The sequence below is a fragment of the Acetivibrio straminisolvens JCM 21531 genome (assembly GCF_000521465.1).
In the GTDB taxonomy this organism is placed as follows: domain Bacteria; phylum Bacillota; class Clostridia; order Acetivibrionales; family Acetivibrionaceae; genus Hungateiclostridium; species Hungateiclostridium straminisolvens.
Genome location: NZ_BAVR01000014.1, coordinates 22,457 through 38,857, shown reverse-complemented (window position 1 = coordinate 38,857; position 16,401 = coordinate 22,457). Strand labels below are relative to the sequence as shown.

Annotated in this window: 17 protein-coding genes and 6 pseudogenes; all 23 read right to left on the bottom strand. The window is 38.2% G+C overall.

All coding sequences use genetic code 11. The annotated features are described in order from the left end of the window. Nucleotides 1–39: 39 nt before the first annotated feature. The 23 genes and pseudogenes from JCM21531_RS05605 to JCM21531_RS05515 all read right to left on the bottom strand — a co-directional run bounded on the left by JCM21531_RS05605 (nucleotide 40) and on the right by JCM21531_RS05515 (nucleotide 16,390). Nucleotides 40–1,026: an alpha/beta hydrolase gene (locus tag JCM21531_RS05605; protein ID WP_038288109.1), complete on the bottom strand. Its 987-nt coding sequence runs from the start codon at nucleotides 1,024–1,026 to the stop codon at nucleotides 40–42. A gap of 20 nt (nucleotides 1,027–1,046) precedes the next feature. Then, nucleotides 1,047–2,530 (bottom strand): annotated as a pseudogene (locus JCM21531_RS05600) (class I adenylate-forming enzyme family protein). A gap of 131 nt (nucleotides 2,531–2,661) precedes the next feature. Continuing rightward, complete coding sequence (locus JCM21531_RS23570; protein WP_279378984.1) at nucleotides 2,662–2,772, bottom strand: 3-oxoacyl-[acyl-carrier-protein] synthase III C-terminal domain-containing protein; 111 nt, start codon at nucleotides 2,770–2,772, stop codon at nucleotides 2,662–2,664. Continuing rightward, entirely contained in the window at nucleotides 2,769–3,005 is a 237-nt protein-coding gene (locus JCM21531_RS23565; RefSeq protein WP_279378983.1) for a 3-oxoacyl-[acyl-carrier-protein] synthase III C-terminal domain-containing protein, read from the bottom strand. The genes JCM21531_RS23570 and JCM21531_RS23565 overlap by 4 nt, the downstream gene beginning before the upstream one ends. Continuing rightward, nucleotides 2,962–3,696 carry a thiolase family protein gene (locus JCM21531_RS05595; RefSeq protein ID WP_243467278.1) on the bottom strand — a complete coding sequence of 245 codons (735 nt, stop codon included), beginning with the start codon at nucleotides 3,694–3,696 and terminating at the stop codon, nucleotides 2,962–2,964. The genes JCM21531_RS23565 and JCM21531_RS05595 overlap by 44 nt, the downstream gene beginning before the upstream one ends. Nucleotides 3,697–3,777: 81 nt before the next feature. Further along, nucleotides 3,778–4,023 (bottom strand): acyl carrier protein, encoded by a 246-nt coding sequence (locus tag JCM21531_RS05590; RefSeq protein ID WP_038288108.1) that lies wholly within the window; start codon nucleotides 4,021–4,023, stop codon nucleotides 3,778–3,780. Between the two features lie 128 nt (nucleotides 4,024–4,151). After that, a complete protein-coding gene (locus JCM21531_RS20800) occupies nucleotides 4,152–4,388 on the bottom strand; it encodes a 3-oxoacyl-[acyl-carrier-protein] synthase III C-terminal domain-containing protein (RefSeq protein ID WP_243467277.1) in 237 nt (78 codons plus the stop codon). Nucleotides 4,389–4,429: 41 nt separating this feature from the next. Then, nucleotides 4,430–4,762, bottom strand: a complete 333-nt coding sequence (locus tag JCM21531_RS20795; protein ID WP_243467276.1) for a beta-ketoacyl-[acyl-carrier-protein] synthase family protein — start codon at nucleotides 4,760–4,762, stop codon at nucleotides 4,430–4,432. Continuing rightward, nucleotides 4,696–5,172, bottom strand: a complete 477-nt coding sequence (locus tag JCM21531_RS20790) for a beta-ketoacyl-[acyl-carrier-protein] synthase family protein (protein ID WP_243467275.1) — start codon at nucleotides 5,170–5,172, stop codon at nucleotides 4,696–4,698. Before JCM21531_RS20790 ends, JCM21531_RS20795 begins: the two co-directional genes overlap by 67 nt. A gap of 203 nt (nucleotides 5,173–5,375) precedes the next feature. After that, on the bottom strand, nucleotides 5,376–6,893 hold the full coding sequence (locus JCM21531_RS05580) for a bifunctional diguanylate cyclase/phosphohydrolase (protein WP_038288106.1): 1,518 nt from the start codon (nucleotides 6,891–6,893) through the stop codon (nucleotides 5,376–5,378). Between the two features lie 248 nt (nucleotides 6,894–7,141). After that, nucleotides 7,142–7,636: a tRNA (uridine(34)/cytosine(34)/5-carboxymethylaminomethyluridine(34)-2'-O)-methyltransferase TrmL gene (trmL, locus tag JCM21531_RS05575; protein ID WP_038288104.1), complete on the bottom strand. Its 495-nt coding sequence runs from the start codon at nucleotides 7,634–7,636 to the stop codon at nucleotides 7,142–7,144. Between the two features lie 219 nt (nucleotides 7,637–7,855). Beyond that, nucleotides 7,856–8,320, bottom strand: coding sequence for a chemotaxis protein CheX (locus JCM21531_RS05570; protein ID WP_038288101.1), 465 nt, complete (start codon nucleotides 8,318–8,320; stop codon nucleotides 7,856–7,858). A 74-nt stretch (nucleotides 8,321–8,394) separates the two neighbouring features. After that, nucleotides 8,395–8,958 (bottom strand): stage V sporulation protein AE, encoded by a 564-nt coding sequence (locus JCM21531_RS05565; protein WP_038288098.1) that lies wholly within the window; start codon nucleotides 8,956–8,958, stop codon nucleotides 8,395–8,397. Between the two features lie 54 nt (nucleotides 8,959–9,012). Beyond that, nucleotides 9,013–9,369 carry a stage V sporulation protein AE gene (gene spoVAE / locus JCM21531_RS05560; RefSeq protein WP_157833649.1) on the bottom strand — a complete coding sequence of 119 codons (357 nt, stop codon included), beginning with the start codon at nucleotides 9,367–9,369 and terminating at the stop codon, nucleotides 9,013–9,015. A 56-nt stretch (nucleotides 9,370–9,425) separates the two neighbouring features. Beyond that, nucleotides 9,426–10,446, bottom strand: a pseudogene (gene spoVAD, locus JCM21531_RS05555) (stage V sporulation protein AD). A gap of 46 nt (nucleotides 10,447–10,492) precedes the next feature. After that, the gene (spoVAC, locus tag JCM21531_RS05550; protein ID WP_038288093.1) at nucleotides 10,493–10,936 is read right to left on the bottom strand and encodes a stage V sporulation protein AC; all 444 of its coding nucleotides are present in this window, start codon (nucleotides 10,934–10,936) and stop codon (nucleotides 10,493–10,495) included. Continuing rightward, nucleotides 10,914–11,141, bottom strand: a complete 228-nt coding sequence (locus JCM21531_RS05545) for a hypothetical protein (protein ID WP_054847010.1) — start codon at nucleotides 11,139–11,141, stop codon at nucleotides 10,914–10,916. The genes spoVAC and JCM21531_RS05545 overlap by 23 nt, the downstream gene beginning before the upstream one ends. Before the next feature lie 157 nt (nucleotides 11,142–11,298). Then, nucleotides 11,299–12,046, bottom strand: a pseudogene (sigF, locus tag JCM21531_RS05540) (RNA polymerase sporulation sigma factor SigF). A 77-nt stretch (nucleotides 12,047–12,123) separates the two neighbouring features. After that, a pseudogene (gene spoIIAB / locus JCM21531_RS05535) lies at nucleotides 12,124–12,572 on the bottom strand (anti-sigma F factor). Between the two features lie 13 nt (nucleotides 12,573–12,585). Then, a complete protein-coding gene (gene spoIIAA / locus JCM21531_RS05530) occupies nucleotides 12,586–12,921 on the bottom strand; it encodes an anti-sigma F factor antagonist (protein ID WP_038288091.1) in 336 nt (111 codons plus the stop codon). 191 nt (nucleotides 12,922–13,112) lie between these two features. Beyond that, complete coding sequence (locus JCM21531_RS05525; RefSeq protein WP_038288088.1) at nucleotides 13,113–13,379, bottom strand: HPr family phosphocarrier protein; 267 nt, start codon at nucleotides 13,377–13,379, stop codon at nucleotides 13,113–13,115. Between the two features lie 2 nt (nucleotides 13,380–13,381). Beyond that, a pseudogene (whiA, locus tag JCM21531_RS05520) lies at nucleotides 13,382–14,325 on the bottom strand (DNA-binding protein WhiA). A gap of 98 nt (nucleotides 14,326–14,423) precedes the next feature. After that, a pseudogene (locus JCM21531_RS05515) lies at nucleotides 14,424–16,390 on the bottom strand (amylo-alpha-1,6-glucosidase). Between the last annotated feature and the right edge of the window lie 11 nt (nucleotides 16,391–16,401).

Genomic DNA, 16,401 nt, shown 5'->3' with positions numbered 1-16,401 from the left:
CACAATAAATAATATCTCTAATGTCTAAAAATCACCAAATCATTGAATAATTTGGAAACAATTCGTAAAAAAATCATATATATCATTGGAAAGCCTGGGGACTCTCAAAATATTCAAATGCCCTGCATGATATTCGAATATTTTTTTCAAACCTGCGTACTTAACTTTTTCTATAAATATAGTGTTCTTTTCCATTCCGATAATCTGATCGTATAAAGAATATACAATCGCAATATTATCAACGTTAGAAGCGAAACTAATATTTTCACAAGGGTCCAAAATTTTAAAAACTTCAGCAACCCTTTCTTTCCCAAAGCCGTGGTCTTCAAGATCTTTTCTAACCCTGATCAGCAACGGATTCTCCCATATCAACGACAACATATCCGTAACCGGATTGATTAAAAAAGTTCCGATAAAGCTATCTCTTAGTATGTGGTACCTGAAAGATATGCACCCTCCCATACTAAACCCAACAAGCAAACACGGCAAAGTATTGATGTTATTAATAAGCTTGCGAGACGCTTCAATATCATACAGACTTTGGGTAAAAGCATTGCGGGATCTCAAAAGATCCGCGCTTACGAAATATTCTCCGCTAAAAGCGCTGTCCTCCGGCTTCCTGTTAAAATGGTAAGGCAATTCCATAAAAAAGACATTGAACTTAAGTTCATTTAACAACTTTATTAAAAATGTGTAGTTAATCATATTATCATCATACAATCCATGCAATAATAAAATGTTGCATGCAGGATTTTCCGCAGGATGATAATAAAGGTATATCGTATCATTTTCAGTATACACCTTTGTCTTTATGAAAGACGGAATTTCAAAACGCTTTAAATTTTTATCACCTTCCACAAATTTAACTTTGGACATATCCAGCTCATACTTGTAAATATTGTCAAATATTTTTTCATCGTTATCAAAAACTAAGTTTTTGGGCTTGTGAGACACCTTCAAAAGCTTCTCATTTAGAAGCTTCTCTATGGCCAGATTATCCACAAATTTTGAACTTGCTTCATTCATAATAAAACACCCTTTGTATGCTACATATTTTTTAATGCCTTTTTATCGACTTTCCCGACATTATTTCGCGGAAATTCTTTTACGAAGGATATATATTTAGGCACTTTAAAATTCGCCAGCTTGTCCGAAACATATTTTATCAGTTCCCGCTCGGTCAAACTCGAATCCTGTTTCTTTATGACAAAAGCCTTAACAACCTCTCCATATACTTCATCCTCAACTCCCACAGCCGCAGAATCAATTACGTCAGAGTGAGAATTTAATGCAGTCTCAACCTCAACAGGAGATATTTTAAGCCCTGCAACATTGATAAATTCTGTTTTTCTGCCGCAAACAACAAGGGAACCGTCAGGATTTTTGTATCCTAAATCCCCAGTATAAAGATATCCGTTTCTGAGTCTCTCTGAAGTCTCCGCAGGACGGTTCAGATAACCGAGCATAAGTCCTTGTCCGGTTACACGAATTTCTCCTATTGCTCCGTTTTCCACAACCCTGTCATTGTCGTCGACAATGTCGACAGATATTATCCCCTCCGGCCAAAAACCCACATCTCCTGAGGTTGAAGGAAGCCGCGACATCCTTGTGGTAATAAGAGTAGTTGCCTCACTCATTCCATAGCCTTCATCCAAATATATCCCTGTTTTTTCGTACCACAACTTCGCCACTTCGCAACTAATAGGCGCTGCGGAACAAAAAGCCGCTTTCAGCTTTCCAAGATTGCTTATGAAGGGTTCATATCTTAACAATTGCCGGTAATGGGTCGGAACACCCAACATATGGGTAATATTCTCTTTTAATACCATTTCAGCAACTTTTGCAGGGTGGAATGTTCTTTGAAATACAATTCCCGCTTTGTATGCCAATGCCGGGATTAGGACAGAGATTGAACCAAACCCATGGGAAAAGGGTACAAAGCACAAAATTCTGTCATCAGGCTCATATCTGTACATCGACTGATGGTTCTTTCTAAGAAATGTATAACAACAGCCCGTTGTAAGCATTACACCCTTGGGAGTGGAGGTAGAACCTGAGGTATACAAAAGCAGTGCAAGCTCATTTTCTTCAAAATCATACATTGAAAGGGGCTTTTCAAACTCATCTTTTTCACATATTTCTTGAATCTCTCTTACGTTTACCACATCAACTTCCGATGTTAATGCCCCAACTATCTCCTCTTTTTCCAGGTGAGTAACAAGGCATTTTGAGGCGGAATCTTTTATATAGTACGGTACCTCATCTGCTTTAAAAAGCGGATCTACAAGACACGCAACACACCCAATATACTCAATAGCCAGAAAACAATTGCTGCTTCAGCACCGTTATAAAGATGTGTTGCTATAACCGTTCCGGGCTCATATCCTTTTGACTTCAGGAAATTGGCAACCTTCAGCACTTCTGTTTGAAGTTCCTTAAAAGTCAGCCTTTTTCCGGTCTCCCCGTCAATGATGATTTCTCTTCCAAGGTCCTGCTTTTGAGTATCAAACAACCAATTACAATAGTTCATTTTAGCTTCCCCCCAAACTAAGTATTATATTTTAATATAAGACAAAAAAATCCTAATTTTCTAATTTCTGCAATATTGATTGATTTGAAGATTGGCTGTATTTAGAAGAGACATTGATTATTCTTCATATTTTAGTATCTAAAAATCATTCCCCCACTGCTTGCACCTGCGCCATGAGCATGCATCATCACAAGATCTCCCCTTTTTAGCCTGCCCGATGTGATAAGTTCATCGAGAATCAACGGCTCATAGCCGAAACTGTATTCGCATGTTTATAGAACAGACTAAGGCTCTTCTCAAACGGAATTCCCAGCGCTTTTACTTGAGCCTCCCATATTCTCGTTGATTGATCGGATGTAATAAAATAATCAATTTCGTCCAAAGTCAACTTTGATTCGGACAAAAGCTTATCTGTTATCATTTTACAATATTCAACAGAGCTTTGAAGAACCACATCTCCGTTTACTACATTCATGTTGAATAACTCGGGTTCGATTTTTACATCTTCTTTTAGAAGTTTTTGTTCCAAACGGAATAAAAGCATTGTCATACAGGAGATGATTGGTCATAAGATAAGAAGCCAGGAAATGCTTAACTTCGGAACATCCTATCAGCATAGCAACTACAGCATCTCCAAATAAAAATACTGTTTTTTGATTTGGATGTTTCCATTTTTGAATACCCTTTGAAGTTATGCCTCCTCCAATAACAAGGACATAGTCATCACCGGAATCGATATATCGTATTGCAAGATCCAAGGCATGCATAAATCCGCTGCAAGCACAGGTCATATCAAAGGCTGGTATCCCCGCCCTTGCACCTAACTTTCTGAGAGCACCTATAGAAGTAGCTGGAATCTGATAATCCCCCAAAAGTCTTGAATATATGATTCTATCCACACTGTCAATACCCACACCTGCTCTGTCAAGACATTGGGAAATAGCCATCGCCACCAAGTCTTCAAGTTTTTCGTCCTCTACCCATCTTCTTTCAATTATGCCTACCGAATACCTTACTGCTCTGTCAGTTGCAATGATGCCGTATGTATCAATGATATCCTGATTTGTAACAACCCTATCAGGAAGACCGACGCCTGTTGAAATTATTTTTGCATATCTCTCTATTTTCAGTGGCTTTATTTCTGGAAATCTGATATTAGTATTCATAGTCTCCCCCATTCACAATCCCTTGATGTGGTAAATCAAACAAGTATTTATTTGTCGTACAAGGTTGCAAATGCCGTCGAATCATTTCTCACCGGTGTTATCCAATATAAACTTTACAACATTATCCATAATAAACAAATCCGGTTTAGCTTCAATCATAGGCACCGAAAAAGTCTCAGAAAACCTGAATCCCAACTCTACCAAAGCTATAGAATCGGCACAAAGGTCATCAACAAGATTGGTTTCGGGAGTAATTTCATTCTCATCCACCTTTAGATAATCTGCTATCAGTTCCTTTGCTTTGCTAAAGATTTCTTCGTAGTTCATAGCAATCCCCCTCTTAAAAATAATGTAAGTTGTAAAAAAAAGCAATCTACAAAATAAACATATCCAGTCTTGATTCATATGAATTTTTTATATAATTTGACAATATATTTAAGATTAAACCCTATATATTAGACCTCCCCACTGAACCCTTCACCATGGGATATCAGCATAATATTCATACCCTTCTGAATTCTACCTGAACGAAATCCATGATCTATAAGAAGCGGAAGCATTGCCGACATGGTATTACCATATTCTCTGATCAAAGAAATGCTTTTTTCAGGATATACTCCCAAAGTTTCCAGTGTCAACTCCCATATCTTGACATTATTTTCTGTAACCAAGACCAAATCAATATCCTTCATTTCAAGGCCACTTTCTTCGAGTACATTCCTTGATACTTCCCTTACTGCCTCTCTATAAAGCTTTCAGCTATCTTCCAGTTCTCCATTTTATACAAATCACCTATTGCAGAAACCAACTCAGTCGGGGAAAAGTTCTCTGCAAGGCTTAAAGGACTTTGCATTACGGCCATATCATAATACTGATAGTTTGAATAAAAATAACTTGCCAATATGTGTTTCTCTTCCGAATAACCTAAAAGTACAGAAGCCGAAGCATCTCCAAACAGAAATGCAACTCTTGGATCTGTTTTGCTTACAAACTTTGAGACTATGCCTCCTGATGAAATAAGAATATATTCGTCACCGGAATTAATAAATCTTGATGCCGCATCCAATGAATGAATAAAAGCCGAAGTACCCCCATCAATGTCAAAGGCGTGCACAGCGTCTTACTTCCAAGTTTGCCTTGGAGCCTGCTTGCTGTCATAGGCAGGAAATTATCACCCACAAACTTGTTCACAATAACTCTCGAAAGTTCATCCGGCAATATTCCATATTTCTCAAGACACCCTTTGGCTGATTTTGCAAGAACGTCACTGTCATCCGCGTCTTTTTCCTCAACATGTCTTCTTTCTACGCCAATGGTTTTTATAATTACTTCGTTTCTAAAGAAAGGGTGATATTTTTTTATTATTTCTTCATTGTCAATTACTCTATCAGGAACATAAGAGTCAGTAGATAATATCTTGCAAAATCTTCGAATTGTTTTCTTCTTTCTCTTTGGAAAATAAAATAATTCAGTCATAATCCCCCTCATAACATTTAGCAAATATTATAATTATTTTTTATGTCAAATCAAGATTACGGGAAAACAATTCCTTTGTATTGCCTTACAATTAGTTTACCATTAAATCAACATATTTTTCAATATTTTGTTTGTATTATCTGTAAAAACCCAAAAATCGACAATAAAAACACACAACCGTCACAAGTCTGAACTTGTTCTATTCAAAAGACACATGAATCCATTGCTTTTATAAAAATCTTTACAATTTCGGGATCAAATTGAGTCCCGGCGTTGTTTTCAAGCTCATTAAAGGCCTGCTCCATTGTCATGCTTTTGCTGTACGGACGATCGGACACCATGGCATCAAACGAATCCGCAACACACAGAATTCTTGCACCAAGACTTATTTCCGTTCCCTTAAGTCCGTCCGGATATCCTGTGCCGTCAAATCTTTCATGATGATGCCTTACATAATCCGTCAGTTTGTCCATATCCTCCAAAGGTTCAAGAATGTTTTCACTATAAACTGGGTGCTGTCTTAAATAACTTATTTCATCATCAGTCAATTTTTCTTTTTTGTTCAATATATGTTTGGGTATTTCTATCTTTCCGATATCATGCAACAAACCCGCACATTGAATTATACTGATTTCTTTGGCACTCAGCTTCATTGCTTCGGCAATCAATACAGCATAAGCAGCTACCCGCTCACAGTGTCCATGGGTATATTTATCCTTTGCCGATATGGTACTTAACAATCCCTTGAATATACCTATAAGCTGCTGATGGTCGGAACTTATATTTTTGCGTATTTGCATCAGCGCGTCCTGATAGAGGTGTACTTTGTCTTTTCCCAGATTCTTCGCATGATACAAGGCAGTGTCAGCCTGGTAAATGAGTTCATTCTTGTTCCGCGACATATTGGGATATTCCGACAAACCAATGGACAATGTTACCTTTTCATACAGTTCGTCTTTATAATATTTTTGCTTCAGTCTTTCAAACCTCTGCCGAATATCGTTTGCTATATTCTCCAGATTTTCCCTTTGGGCATTTGTAATAACAACTGCAAATTCATCCCCACCGTACCGGCACAAATAGCTGCCTTCATTTAATATTTCCAAAAGAATTGATGCGGTTGTCCTTAATATACTGTCACCACAGTCATGTCCGTAAATATCGTTGTACATTTTAAAGTTATCAATGTCTATCATAATAAGACTGACGGAGCTTTCATTTTTTTGCGCCTCATTAAGCTCACTTTCAAGAATCATGTGAAAAAATCTCTGGTTATACGCTCCGGTTAATTCATCTGTAATTGCCAGCTGTTCAAGCTTTTTTTTCTGAATCTGCTGTCTGTTTGTAAGTATCGCAATAAAACTGGTTACAAATATTGTAAACAATTTTAGCGTAATCCCCAGCAGCAGGTAATTGTTGAAGCTCAGGAAGTACTCTGCAACTATGAATGCTGTTTCGCCTAAAATCAATACCAGTGCTATCGATAATCCCAAATAACCGAATCGAAAAGCCATAAGAATAACAATTGATGATTGTACATGACTTATATAACCCCGAATGTTATTTGTAGCATTGTAATCTATCTGCATACACTGTATAAGACCAAGTATTACTGAAAATAAGATATATAAAAGCAATTCAACTTTTCTGAACTCAGTATTCAGATATGTATCAGCCAAATTACTGTATTTTTTTTTCAACAAATCAATATGATTTTTCATAACATCCTACCACCCGAATAAACTATCATTGAGTCGTCAACATAATCTCTATATATCTATCATTATATCTATATATTATACTTTAGTATTCGAAATATTTCTACAAAAACAACGAATAAAGGCCCCATAAAGTACAAAAATATTCAAATAAAACAACTCTCGAATACATCAGCAACAATATCGCCCCAATATTACCATTACTTTACTTGTCTTAAGGAAGCAATTATTACGACATGAAATGCTGCTTTTTACCATGTATATTTAGATAATTTCCCACAAGTAACAAGTCCGGCAAAATTACTCTGTCTTAATACTTCATAAACAACTACAGCAACAGAATTCGAAAGATTCAAGGAACGGATATCATTTTTCATCGGAATTCGAATACACCATTCTCTGTTTTCTCTAAGAAGCTCTTCCGGCAAACCTGCTGTTTCCTTTCCAAACACAATAAAACAATCCTCCGGATATCTTACATCTGCATATGTATTCTGAGCTTTAGTAGTAGAATAATAAAAAGTATGCTCCTTGTACTTATCCCTTAATTCATTGAAACTATCATAATATTTTATATTTGCTTTATCCCAATAGTCCAAACCTGCACGCTTTAGGTATCTGTCTTCAACCGAAAACCCCAAAGGCTTGACTAAGTGAAGATTTGCCCCCACTGCTGCACAAGTCCTTACAATATTTCCAGTATTTTGGGGTATCTCCGGCTCTACCAGTACAACATTAATTGCCATTGTTTTTCTCCCTCTCATTAATTAACTGTTATATCTCTCTTGATTATAAATATCATAATAACACATATGTCCGCTATATTTAAGACCTATCCTTATAAAAAATGCTAAATATATTTCGCCTTTTCTATTTAATTCCAAGAGACCAAGCGAAAAATAGAGCATGGCAGAACTTATTTTTAGCAAACTCTGCTATGCTCTATTTTAAATTACACATAAAAGTTAATCAACCACCGAAATATCCAACTCAATTTTTTTATTTTCCCCTAAAAGAAGAGGAATGCATATAGTCTTCATTTTCGAAGGTGATATCTGCATATTTTCTCCCACTAGAAAAGATGGTGGAGTTATTTCAACACCAATTCCCCTATTATAAAGAATGGTAGCGGTATTTCCGAGAATCATGTTGGTCAGCTCCGACAGTGCGCTTTTTGATATTTCGTCCAACTCCGTCAATTCCGCGCCTCCCATCATGCCTGAAGCAATAGTCAAAGCAGCAATTTTATTCATGGAAAAAATCGCTTGTCCTCTGATTTTTCCCGTAAGACCAACCAAAATTACTATGTTATCGCTAGTGTAAGGAGAGGTTTTTAAAGAAACGCTGCCCAGCTTAACATCTATTCCAGCAATTTGCTTTAAAACTGTTTGACTTGCTTCTATGAAGGGATTAATGTATTCAACATTCATAAAATAATACCACCTTTCACTTTCGCCGGATAGAGCAGGCACATACAAGCAGGTATAAAGCCTTACTGTAAGACTTAATGTCTTACAGTACTTCTCTTTACTATCTCTTCCAGTGCCTTTGTAGTTATGGGAGCACCCTTTTCAATCGAATCATAAAAGTTCATCTTTCCCGGATCACCTATTCCAACAATAACCAAGTCTTCGCGTCCTCTTAAAATACTCAGAGTATCTCCGCAAATCTTGCCATTGCGAGTTTTCACTCCATTTTTGTCCACAGAGCCCTTAATTACTTTTCCTTCCCTTGTAATAGAGCAAGTCAGCTTTATCCCATTGCAATCCTTACCGTCGGAGGATACTGCCACAACACCGATTACTTCAATATCCTTGTTGTTTAAAATCGACTCCATTGCAGCTTCTCCGGGTCCCATACCTTTACGTCCCCGGTCATCAACCATAACAACCACAGGGTCTTTTTCGGCCGCTTTTATAAGCTCAACAATTTCATGTCCTGTCAAAACAGTGGGATTTCCGGCAGAAAAAGAAATGCACCTTCCTCCGATATTTGAAGTGGCAATCTCCACTGCTGCTTTAGCTACCATATCACCATCGGTAACAAGGATAACTTTTCTTTTACTCATAGTTATCATACCCACATTTCAAATAAATTTGCCTAATACTTTAAACACATTCGGCTATCTTTTTGCTTTGGGTGTAAAAGCAACAGACATAAGATATCCAAAGAATATAGCTGCAGCAATTCCTGCCGCTGCGGCTTTTACTCCTCCTGTAAACGCACCAAGCACACCCAATTTATCAACTTCCTTGAAGGTCCCGGTTACCAGGTTGTAACCGAATCCTGTAAGCGGTATAGTAGCTCCCGCACCGCCGATATCAACCAATTTCTGATAAACCCCAAGTGCTGTCAGCACTGCACCTGAAGATACAAACAGCACAAGAATTCTTGCCGATGTAAGCTTGGTCTTGTCGATTAGTACCTGTCCTACAGCACAAATCACTCCTCCAACAATAAACGCACTTATATATGTCATTAAAACTTTATCCATATAACCACCTCAAAACGAGTAATAGCATATTTATACAGCCCCTATTGCTGTAGGGATGTTGTAATGCTGATTGCATGAGCTATAGAAGGTATCGATTCTCCCTGCTGTGTACTTACCGGGCTTAGTAAAGCCCCTGTGGCAATAAACAAAACATTTTTCAAGCTTCCGTCCATAAGTTTCTTATAAATAAATCCCGCAAATACAGTTGCTGCACAGCCGCAGCCGCTGCCTCCGCATGTGTGTCCTGTCTATCACGGTCATAAATCATCACACCGCAGTCATTGTATATATTGGCAATATTGAAACCCTGTTCCCTTACAAGTTCAATACATATTTCTTTTCCTATGGCACCAAGGTCTCCCGTTACTATAAGGTCATAGCTTTCGGGAGTAAAGCCGTATCTTTAAAATGGGTAACTATTGTGTCAACTGCTGCAGGTGCCATAGCAGCTCCCATATTGTTTGCATCCTTAATTCCCATATCAACGATTTTGCCGGTAGTAATATGCGTAATATAGGGACCTGCACCCGTGCTCGAAATCAGTGCACCTCCGGAGCCGGTTACTGTCCATTGCGCAGAAGGCGGTCTTTGCGTTCCCAATTCCAGCGGATACCGGAACTGTTTTTCCGCAGAGCAGAAATGGCTGGATGTTATACATACAACATCATCGGCAAACCCGCCATCAACCAGCATGGCTCCAATACTCATAGACTCCGCCATTGTGGAGCAGGCACCGTAAACCCCAAAAAACGGCACATCCGACTCTCTTAGCCCAAAGTTTGCAGCAATACATTGATTAAGAAGGTCTCCTGAAATTACATAATTTATTTCCTGACTTGTCTTATTGGCTTTTTGCAAAACTTTTGAAAAAGTTTCTCTAATCAGCTTGCTTTCAGCCTTCTCCCAGCTTTTTTCTCCCCACATCTCATCATCAATAATATTGTCAAAATAGAGTCTCAAAGGTCCCTTTCCTTCTTTCGGTCCCACAATCGAAGCTGTCGAAGTAATACTTGGCGGATTTTGAAGCATTACAGTTTGTTTTCCCAATCTTTTAGATGCCATAATTCACTCCCCTCCGGTTTTGAAGCAGCGCCGGTAAATCAGCACGCTATTTTAAAAGAAAGTAAATAATTCCCGCAATAATTGATGTTGAAATGCCATATACCAGTACCGGGCCGGCAATAACAAACATTCTTGCTCCAACACCCAAAACATATCCTTCACTTTTAAATTCCATCGCAGGTGAGACTATTGAATTTGCAAAGCCTGTTATAGGCACAATAGAACCCGCTCCTGCAAACCTTCCTAAGTCATCATAAATATTTAGCCCTGTTAAAAGCGCACCCAAAAAAATCATTATCAGCGATACTACCGAAGAAACCTGCTCCTGTCCATAGCCCATCATCTTCAAAGTATTGGTTATAAACTGACCGACCACACAAATCAGTCCCCCGACCAAAAAAGCTCTGAGCACATTTCTTCTTGTTTTGGAATTAGGTGTCTTCTTTTCCACATAGGACTGGTACTCTTTATTGGTCATTGTTTTCTGCATATAAAACCTCCAAATCTTGCCAAGCTGTTTTTTTTATGAATACGTTTACCGAGCCTGCGTCATTTGTATTCTCAAAAACGAAAATTCCTTTTGAAGGAACTTTTTCGGGTTTTTGAGCAAAAATAGCAAGAGTCAAAAACGCTATCACCAATGTCAGGCCCAGAATTATTAAAATCATCTTATACCTTCTTAGTGCTTCAGTCATATTTAAACTCAATCCCCTTATGCTATAAATTTCTATAAAAATAGGTTTTTTAAAACTTTGTATACAAATTGTTATTACTTATTATTAGGAAATAAAAAAACAATATGCAGGAACATATTGCTTTATATATTAGTATCAAAAAAATATAGATTTTAGTCTAATTGTATTTTATTTTTTTCCGGATTTCCTCCAATATTTTCTTTTCAATTCTTGATACCTGTACTTGGGATATTCCAAGCATTTTTGCAATTTGAACCTGTGTCTTTTTCTTTAAAATACCTCAAAACTATAATCTGTTTCTCTCTTGGCTTTAAGGTATCCAGAACCTTCCTTAAATCAATCCTGTCGACAATGTCTACTTCTTGGCTATCGCTTTCATTTGCAATTTTATCAATAAGAAGGGTAGAAGAATTCTCCCCCTCACCCAACGTACTGTATAAGGATTCGGGAGTACAGTTCGCCTCCATTGCCATGACCAGCTCTTCAACAGGAATGCCGAGCTGAGCAGATATTTCACTTACGGTCGGCTCCCGCCCCAATTCCTTTGACATAATTTCCTTCGTAATCCTGGCCTTGTTTGACAATTCCTTGAGGGAGCGGCTTACCTTTATTATTCCGTCGTCCCGAATAAAGCGTTTTATTTCTCCAATTATCATCGGAACCGCATAGGTAGAAAATTTGACATCAAAGGAACAATCAAACTTGTTAATCGCCTTAATAAGACCTATGCACCCGATCTGAAAAATATCTTCGGCCTCGTACCCTCTGTTTTGAAATCTTCGTACGATGCTCCATACAAGACCGACATTTTTCTCCACCAATACGGACTGGGCTTCTTTATCTCCTGCTTTAGCAGCGGCTATCAATTCCAGAGTTTCCTTTTCATACAATTCGTCCATATTCATCCCCATATCCTCTCAGGTATTAGTTCTATTGAAAAATCACCTGCACTTTTATGACGCAAGCAAAAAAATGATTTTTGTCACGGGGTATCGTTTCTGTCCCTGACAGATTTAAAAGCCTTAAACATTGTTACGGTAGTACCCCGCCAACTTCAGAAACAACCTCAACCCTGTCCATAAAATTCTCCATTACGGTAAATCCCATACCTGACCTTTCCATATCAGGCCTTGAGGTAAACATAGGCTGTCGTGCCTTCTCTATATCTTCTATTCCTTTCCCCTCATCAATTACACTTATTTCCACAGCGTCTTCATAGAGTTTGCAGATCATTTTCACCAAACCTGTTTTGTTTTCATATCCATGGATTATAGCATTTGTCACAGCTTCAGAAACTGCCGTTTTCACATCCGCAAGCTCTTCAATATTCGGATCTATTTGAGACACAAAAGCCGCCGCCACAACTCTGGCAAACGCCTCATTACTTGATTTGCTAACAAACTCAAGCTTAACTTCATTTATTGGATTCATTCTTAATACCCCTTTACATTTTATTAATAGCTTCATCAATGCTATCATAAGCCGGCATTACTTTAAAGAGTCCCGACATTTCAAAAATGCGTTTAATCTGCTCGTTAACACCGGCCAAAGACATTTTACCGTTTAACTTCTGTATATTTTTATATCTTCCCATAATAACTCCAATTCCCGAGCTATCCATAAATGTGACCTTCGAAAAGTCCAAAACCATATTTTTTGTAGTAGACTTCAGCATTTCAGCATCCAGTTTCTGCCTAATATATTCGGCAGTATGGTGATCCAGTTCGCCATTTAACACCGCAACTAAAGTATTACCCCGGTTAGTTAATCTTATATTCAAGCTTATCCTCCTCCACTGTCAGTTGTCCTAACCTTTATTCTTCAAAACATTATTTCCCCCTTCAAAGAATATTGTAAACTTTTGTAACAGAGGCAAAAAAATATCGACAAACCGTATCAAAAACCAACATCTAAATGTTAATTTAGTTACGACTTGTCGATATCTTTACTTTTGGTAAATTAGATCCTATTTTAAACCTCTTCCAAACCCGATGTGACAAGGTCAATAAGTTCATTTACGGCCTTTTCTTCATCTTCTCCTTCCGCGCCTATTACAACCTCTGTCCCCTGTGAAACAGCTAAAGACATAAGTCCCATTATACTCTTGGCATTTACCTTTTTTTCTCCTGCCTTAATCCAGACATTTGAAGTAAACTTCCCTGCAGTTTGTACAAAAAGTGCTGCCGGCCGTGCATGCAGTCCTTCCGGATTAGTTATCGTAATAGTCTTCTCAACCATTTTCATAACTCTCCTTTCATGTTTCTTAAGCTCTCAGCAATCTTATCCAGCTTTCTCAATCTATGATTAACTCCAGACTTTCCGAGGGGTGGACTTAGCATTTCTCCCAGCTCCTTTAGGGTGGCATCACTGTAATCAAGCCTTATTTTTGCTATTTCTCTGAGATTTTCCGGCAGTTTATCAAATCCGAGATTATCTTTTATGTAATTGATATTTTCCACCTGCCTTACCGAAGCATCCACTGTCTTTTGCAGGTTTGCCGTCTCACAGTTTACTATTCTGTTGACATTGTTCCGCATTTCCTTTAAAATCCGGATGTTTTCAAGCTCCAAAAGCGCAGAATGTGCTCCGATTATATTCAAAAAGTCGACTATATTTTCCCCTTCTTTGAGGTAAACCACATAGTTTCCCTTCCTCTTGGTAACCTTTGAGTTTAATTTAAAACTGTCCATCAATTCACTGACTTCCGTTGCCAAGGTCATATTGTGCAGGTTATCTCCAGATGATATGTCTTTTCCGGGTCACTCATTGACCCCGACGCTAAAAATGCACCCCTCAAGTATGCCTTTCTGTATTCCTTTTTCTTCATACATTCGGCATAGGGCACATACTCCACCTTTTCGGATACTCTAATATTAATATCCTCAAGCACCTTCATCAAACCTTTCGATGAAGTCAGCACGAGGATATAAACAATATTTTTTTTAAGTTTAGGGCTTCTTCTAATGCTTATTTCGGTGTTAATCCCATACAAATCCTTAATCTGAGAAAATATCCTGCGGGCAAACGCAGCATTCTCGGTTATGAGCCTCAAATTAATCTCATTGCTGTTAACCACCTTTATAAGCCCGCTTATCCTCGCTGCAGCCGCAAGCTCAAACAAGCTGCTATTATGTTCCGTATCAATTCTACACAACTCATTCTTAACTGCCGATGAAAACGACAAGGCGGACACCCCATATAATAAAATATTGATTTATTACAAAAAGCTACAAATCGCACACAAATTATACCCTATATCGCAATAAATTTCTAGTGTTTTAACTATATTAATTCCATTACATCCTCAACATAAGCCCTAAGTATCTCTGCCACACTCCATGCCTGGGCAAAGCATCCCCTAGGTATCAACGGCTCATTTCCGTCAAATATCTCGGAAACGGAACCAAGGCATGCATCCTCAAGATGGTCCTTAAAGGGCTCAATAAACCTCATGGCCATTTTCTTGGCTTCCGGTGAATAATTATTTACCTTAAGATATGCAGTTATAAATTGACCTAAAGGCCATGTCCAGACTGTGCCTTGATGATATGCTCCGTCCCTTTTGTACTGATCGCCGGCATACACTCCTACATATTCCTTTTCTCTAGGGGATAGACTCCTTAAACCGTAGGCAGTATAGAGCTCTTTTAAAACAGTGTCTACAATACTCTTTGCCTTGTCTCCCTCTATTATCGGATTTGAAAGGCTTACGGCCAATATCTGGTTGGGTCTTATTTTGTCATCCTTGTAGCTTTGCGTCAGACAGTCATAAAGGCACTTTTTCTCCTCATTCCAGAAGCTATCGACAAAGGATTTTTTTACTTTCTCAGCCATCTTGTCATACATTTCGGCATCTTCTTTAAAATGCTTTGAAAGCTGAGACATAATCTTTAATGCATTGTACCATAATGCGTTTATTTCTACAGCTTTTCCATGACGGGGAGTAACCACCCAGTCACCCACCTTGGCATCCATCCATGTAAGCTGTGTATGTTCATCACCGGCAGTAATCAGATAATCCTCATCAGCTTTTATATTAAAGTGAGTTCCTTTTGAGTAACAGTCAATTATTTCTTTTAGACCATCGTAAATATTTTCCTTTATAAATTTATAGTCATGAGTATATTTCACATATTTGCTTACAGCCTCAAAATACCATAATGCGGCGTCAACAGTATTGTATGGCGGCTCATGCCCTGCATCGGGGAACATATTCGGTATCAATCCGTCCTTGACATATTTTGAAAATGTATAGAGAATTTCCTTTGCATCGTCAAACGCCGGGTTGATAAAGTAAGGCCGGTAAGAGCTATCATGGTATCCCTTCCCCAATCGGTAAACCATGGGTATCCGGCAATTATGGTTTTCGCATTTGTAGATTGTCTATGCACTATAAAGTTGTCTGCTGCCAAAACCAGTCTTTTTGCCAGTTCATCCTTATATCCGGATTTGCTTATCAGCTTTTTCAGTCTCATTTTTTCTTTTTCTATTATTGCAAGGCCATCTCTATGATTTATGCTCTTTTCCACGGTGGCAACAAAGGTAATACATTTTTCTTCCATAGGCATAATTTCAACATCATAATACCCGGGAATATAATGATCCTCAGTAGAAGATAGGCCTCTTTCCCTTTCCACCGCATAATCCATATTGTAAAACCAGGTATCGTCAAGCTCTGCAAACTTTCCGTCGCTTAAGTACAATTTAATATCAATATCGTAGAAGGAAGGGCGAATCGTTAAAACATCCTTTTCAACCTTCCTGTCGAAATTCATATATGCTCTACTGGAATTGAAATGATAGTCTCTGAAGTTTACAAGAGGGGTAAGTCTCAAATTGGTCCTGCTTGGTCCATTAATGATACGGTAAACCACTGCAACAGTGTTTTCACCGTAAACCATGCATATTTCCTTTTCAATGTAAACATCCTTGACCCTGTAAATGTACTTTGGAATAAAATCATACTCAAATCTTTCCAGATGATGATGTCCAGCCATTACAAAACCCGGCACTTCATAGGAAAACAAATTGTACGATTCATTATCAACAGTCACGCATTCATCAATTTTCGACAATATCAAGTGCCTGCTTACAGGAGGTTTCAAGGCTGCCACCAATAGACCGTGATATCTTCTGGTATTGGCACCTATAATTGTAGATGACGAAAATCCTCCTATGCCATTGGTCAAAAGCCATTCCCTCTGAATACCTTGTTCGTAAGTTCTCCAACTTGATTTTCCAAAGTTCATGAGCATTCCTC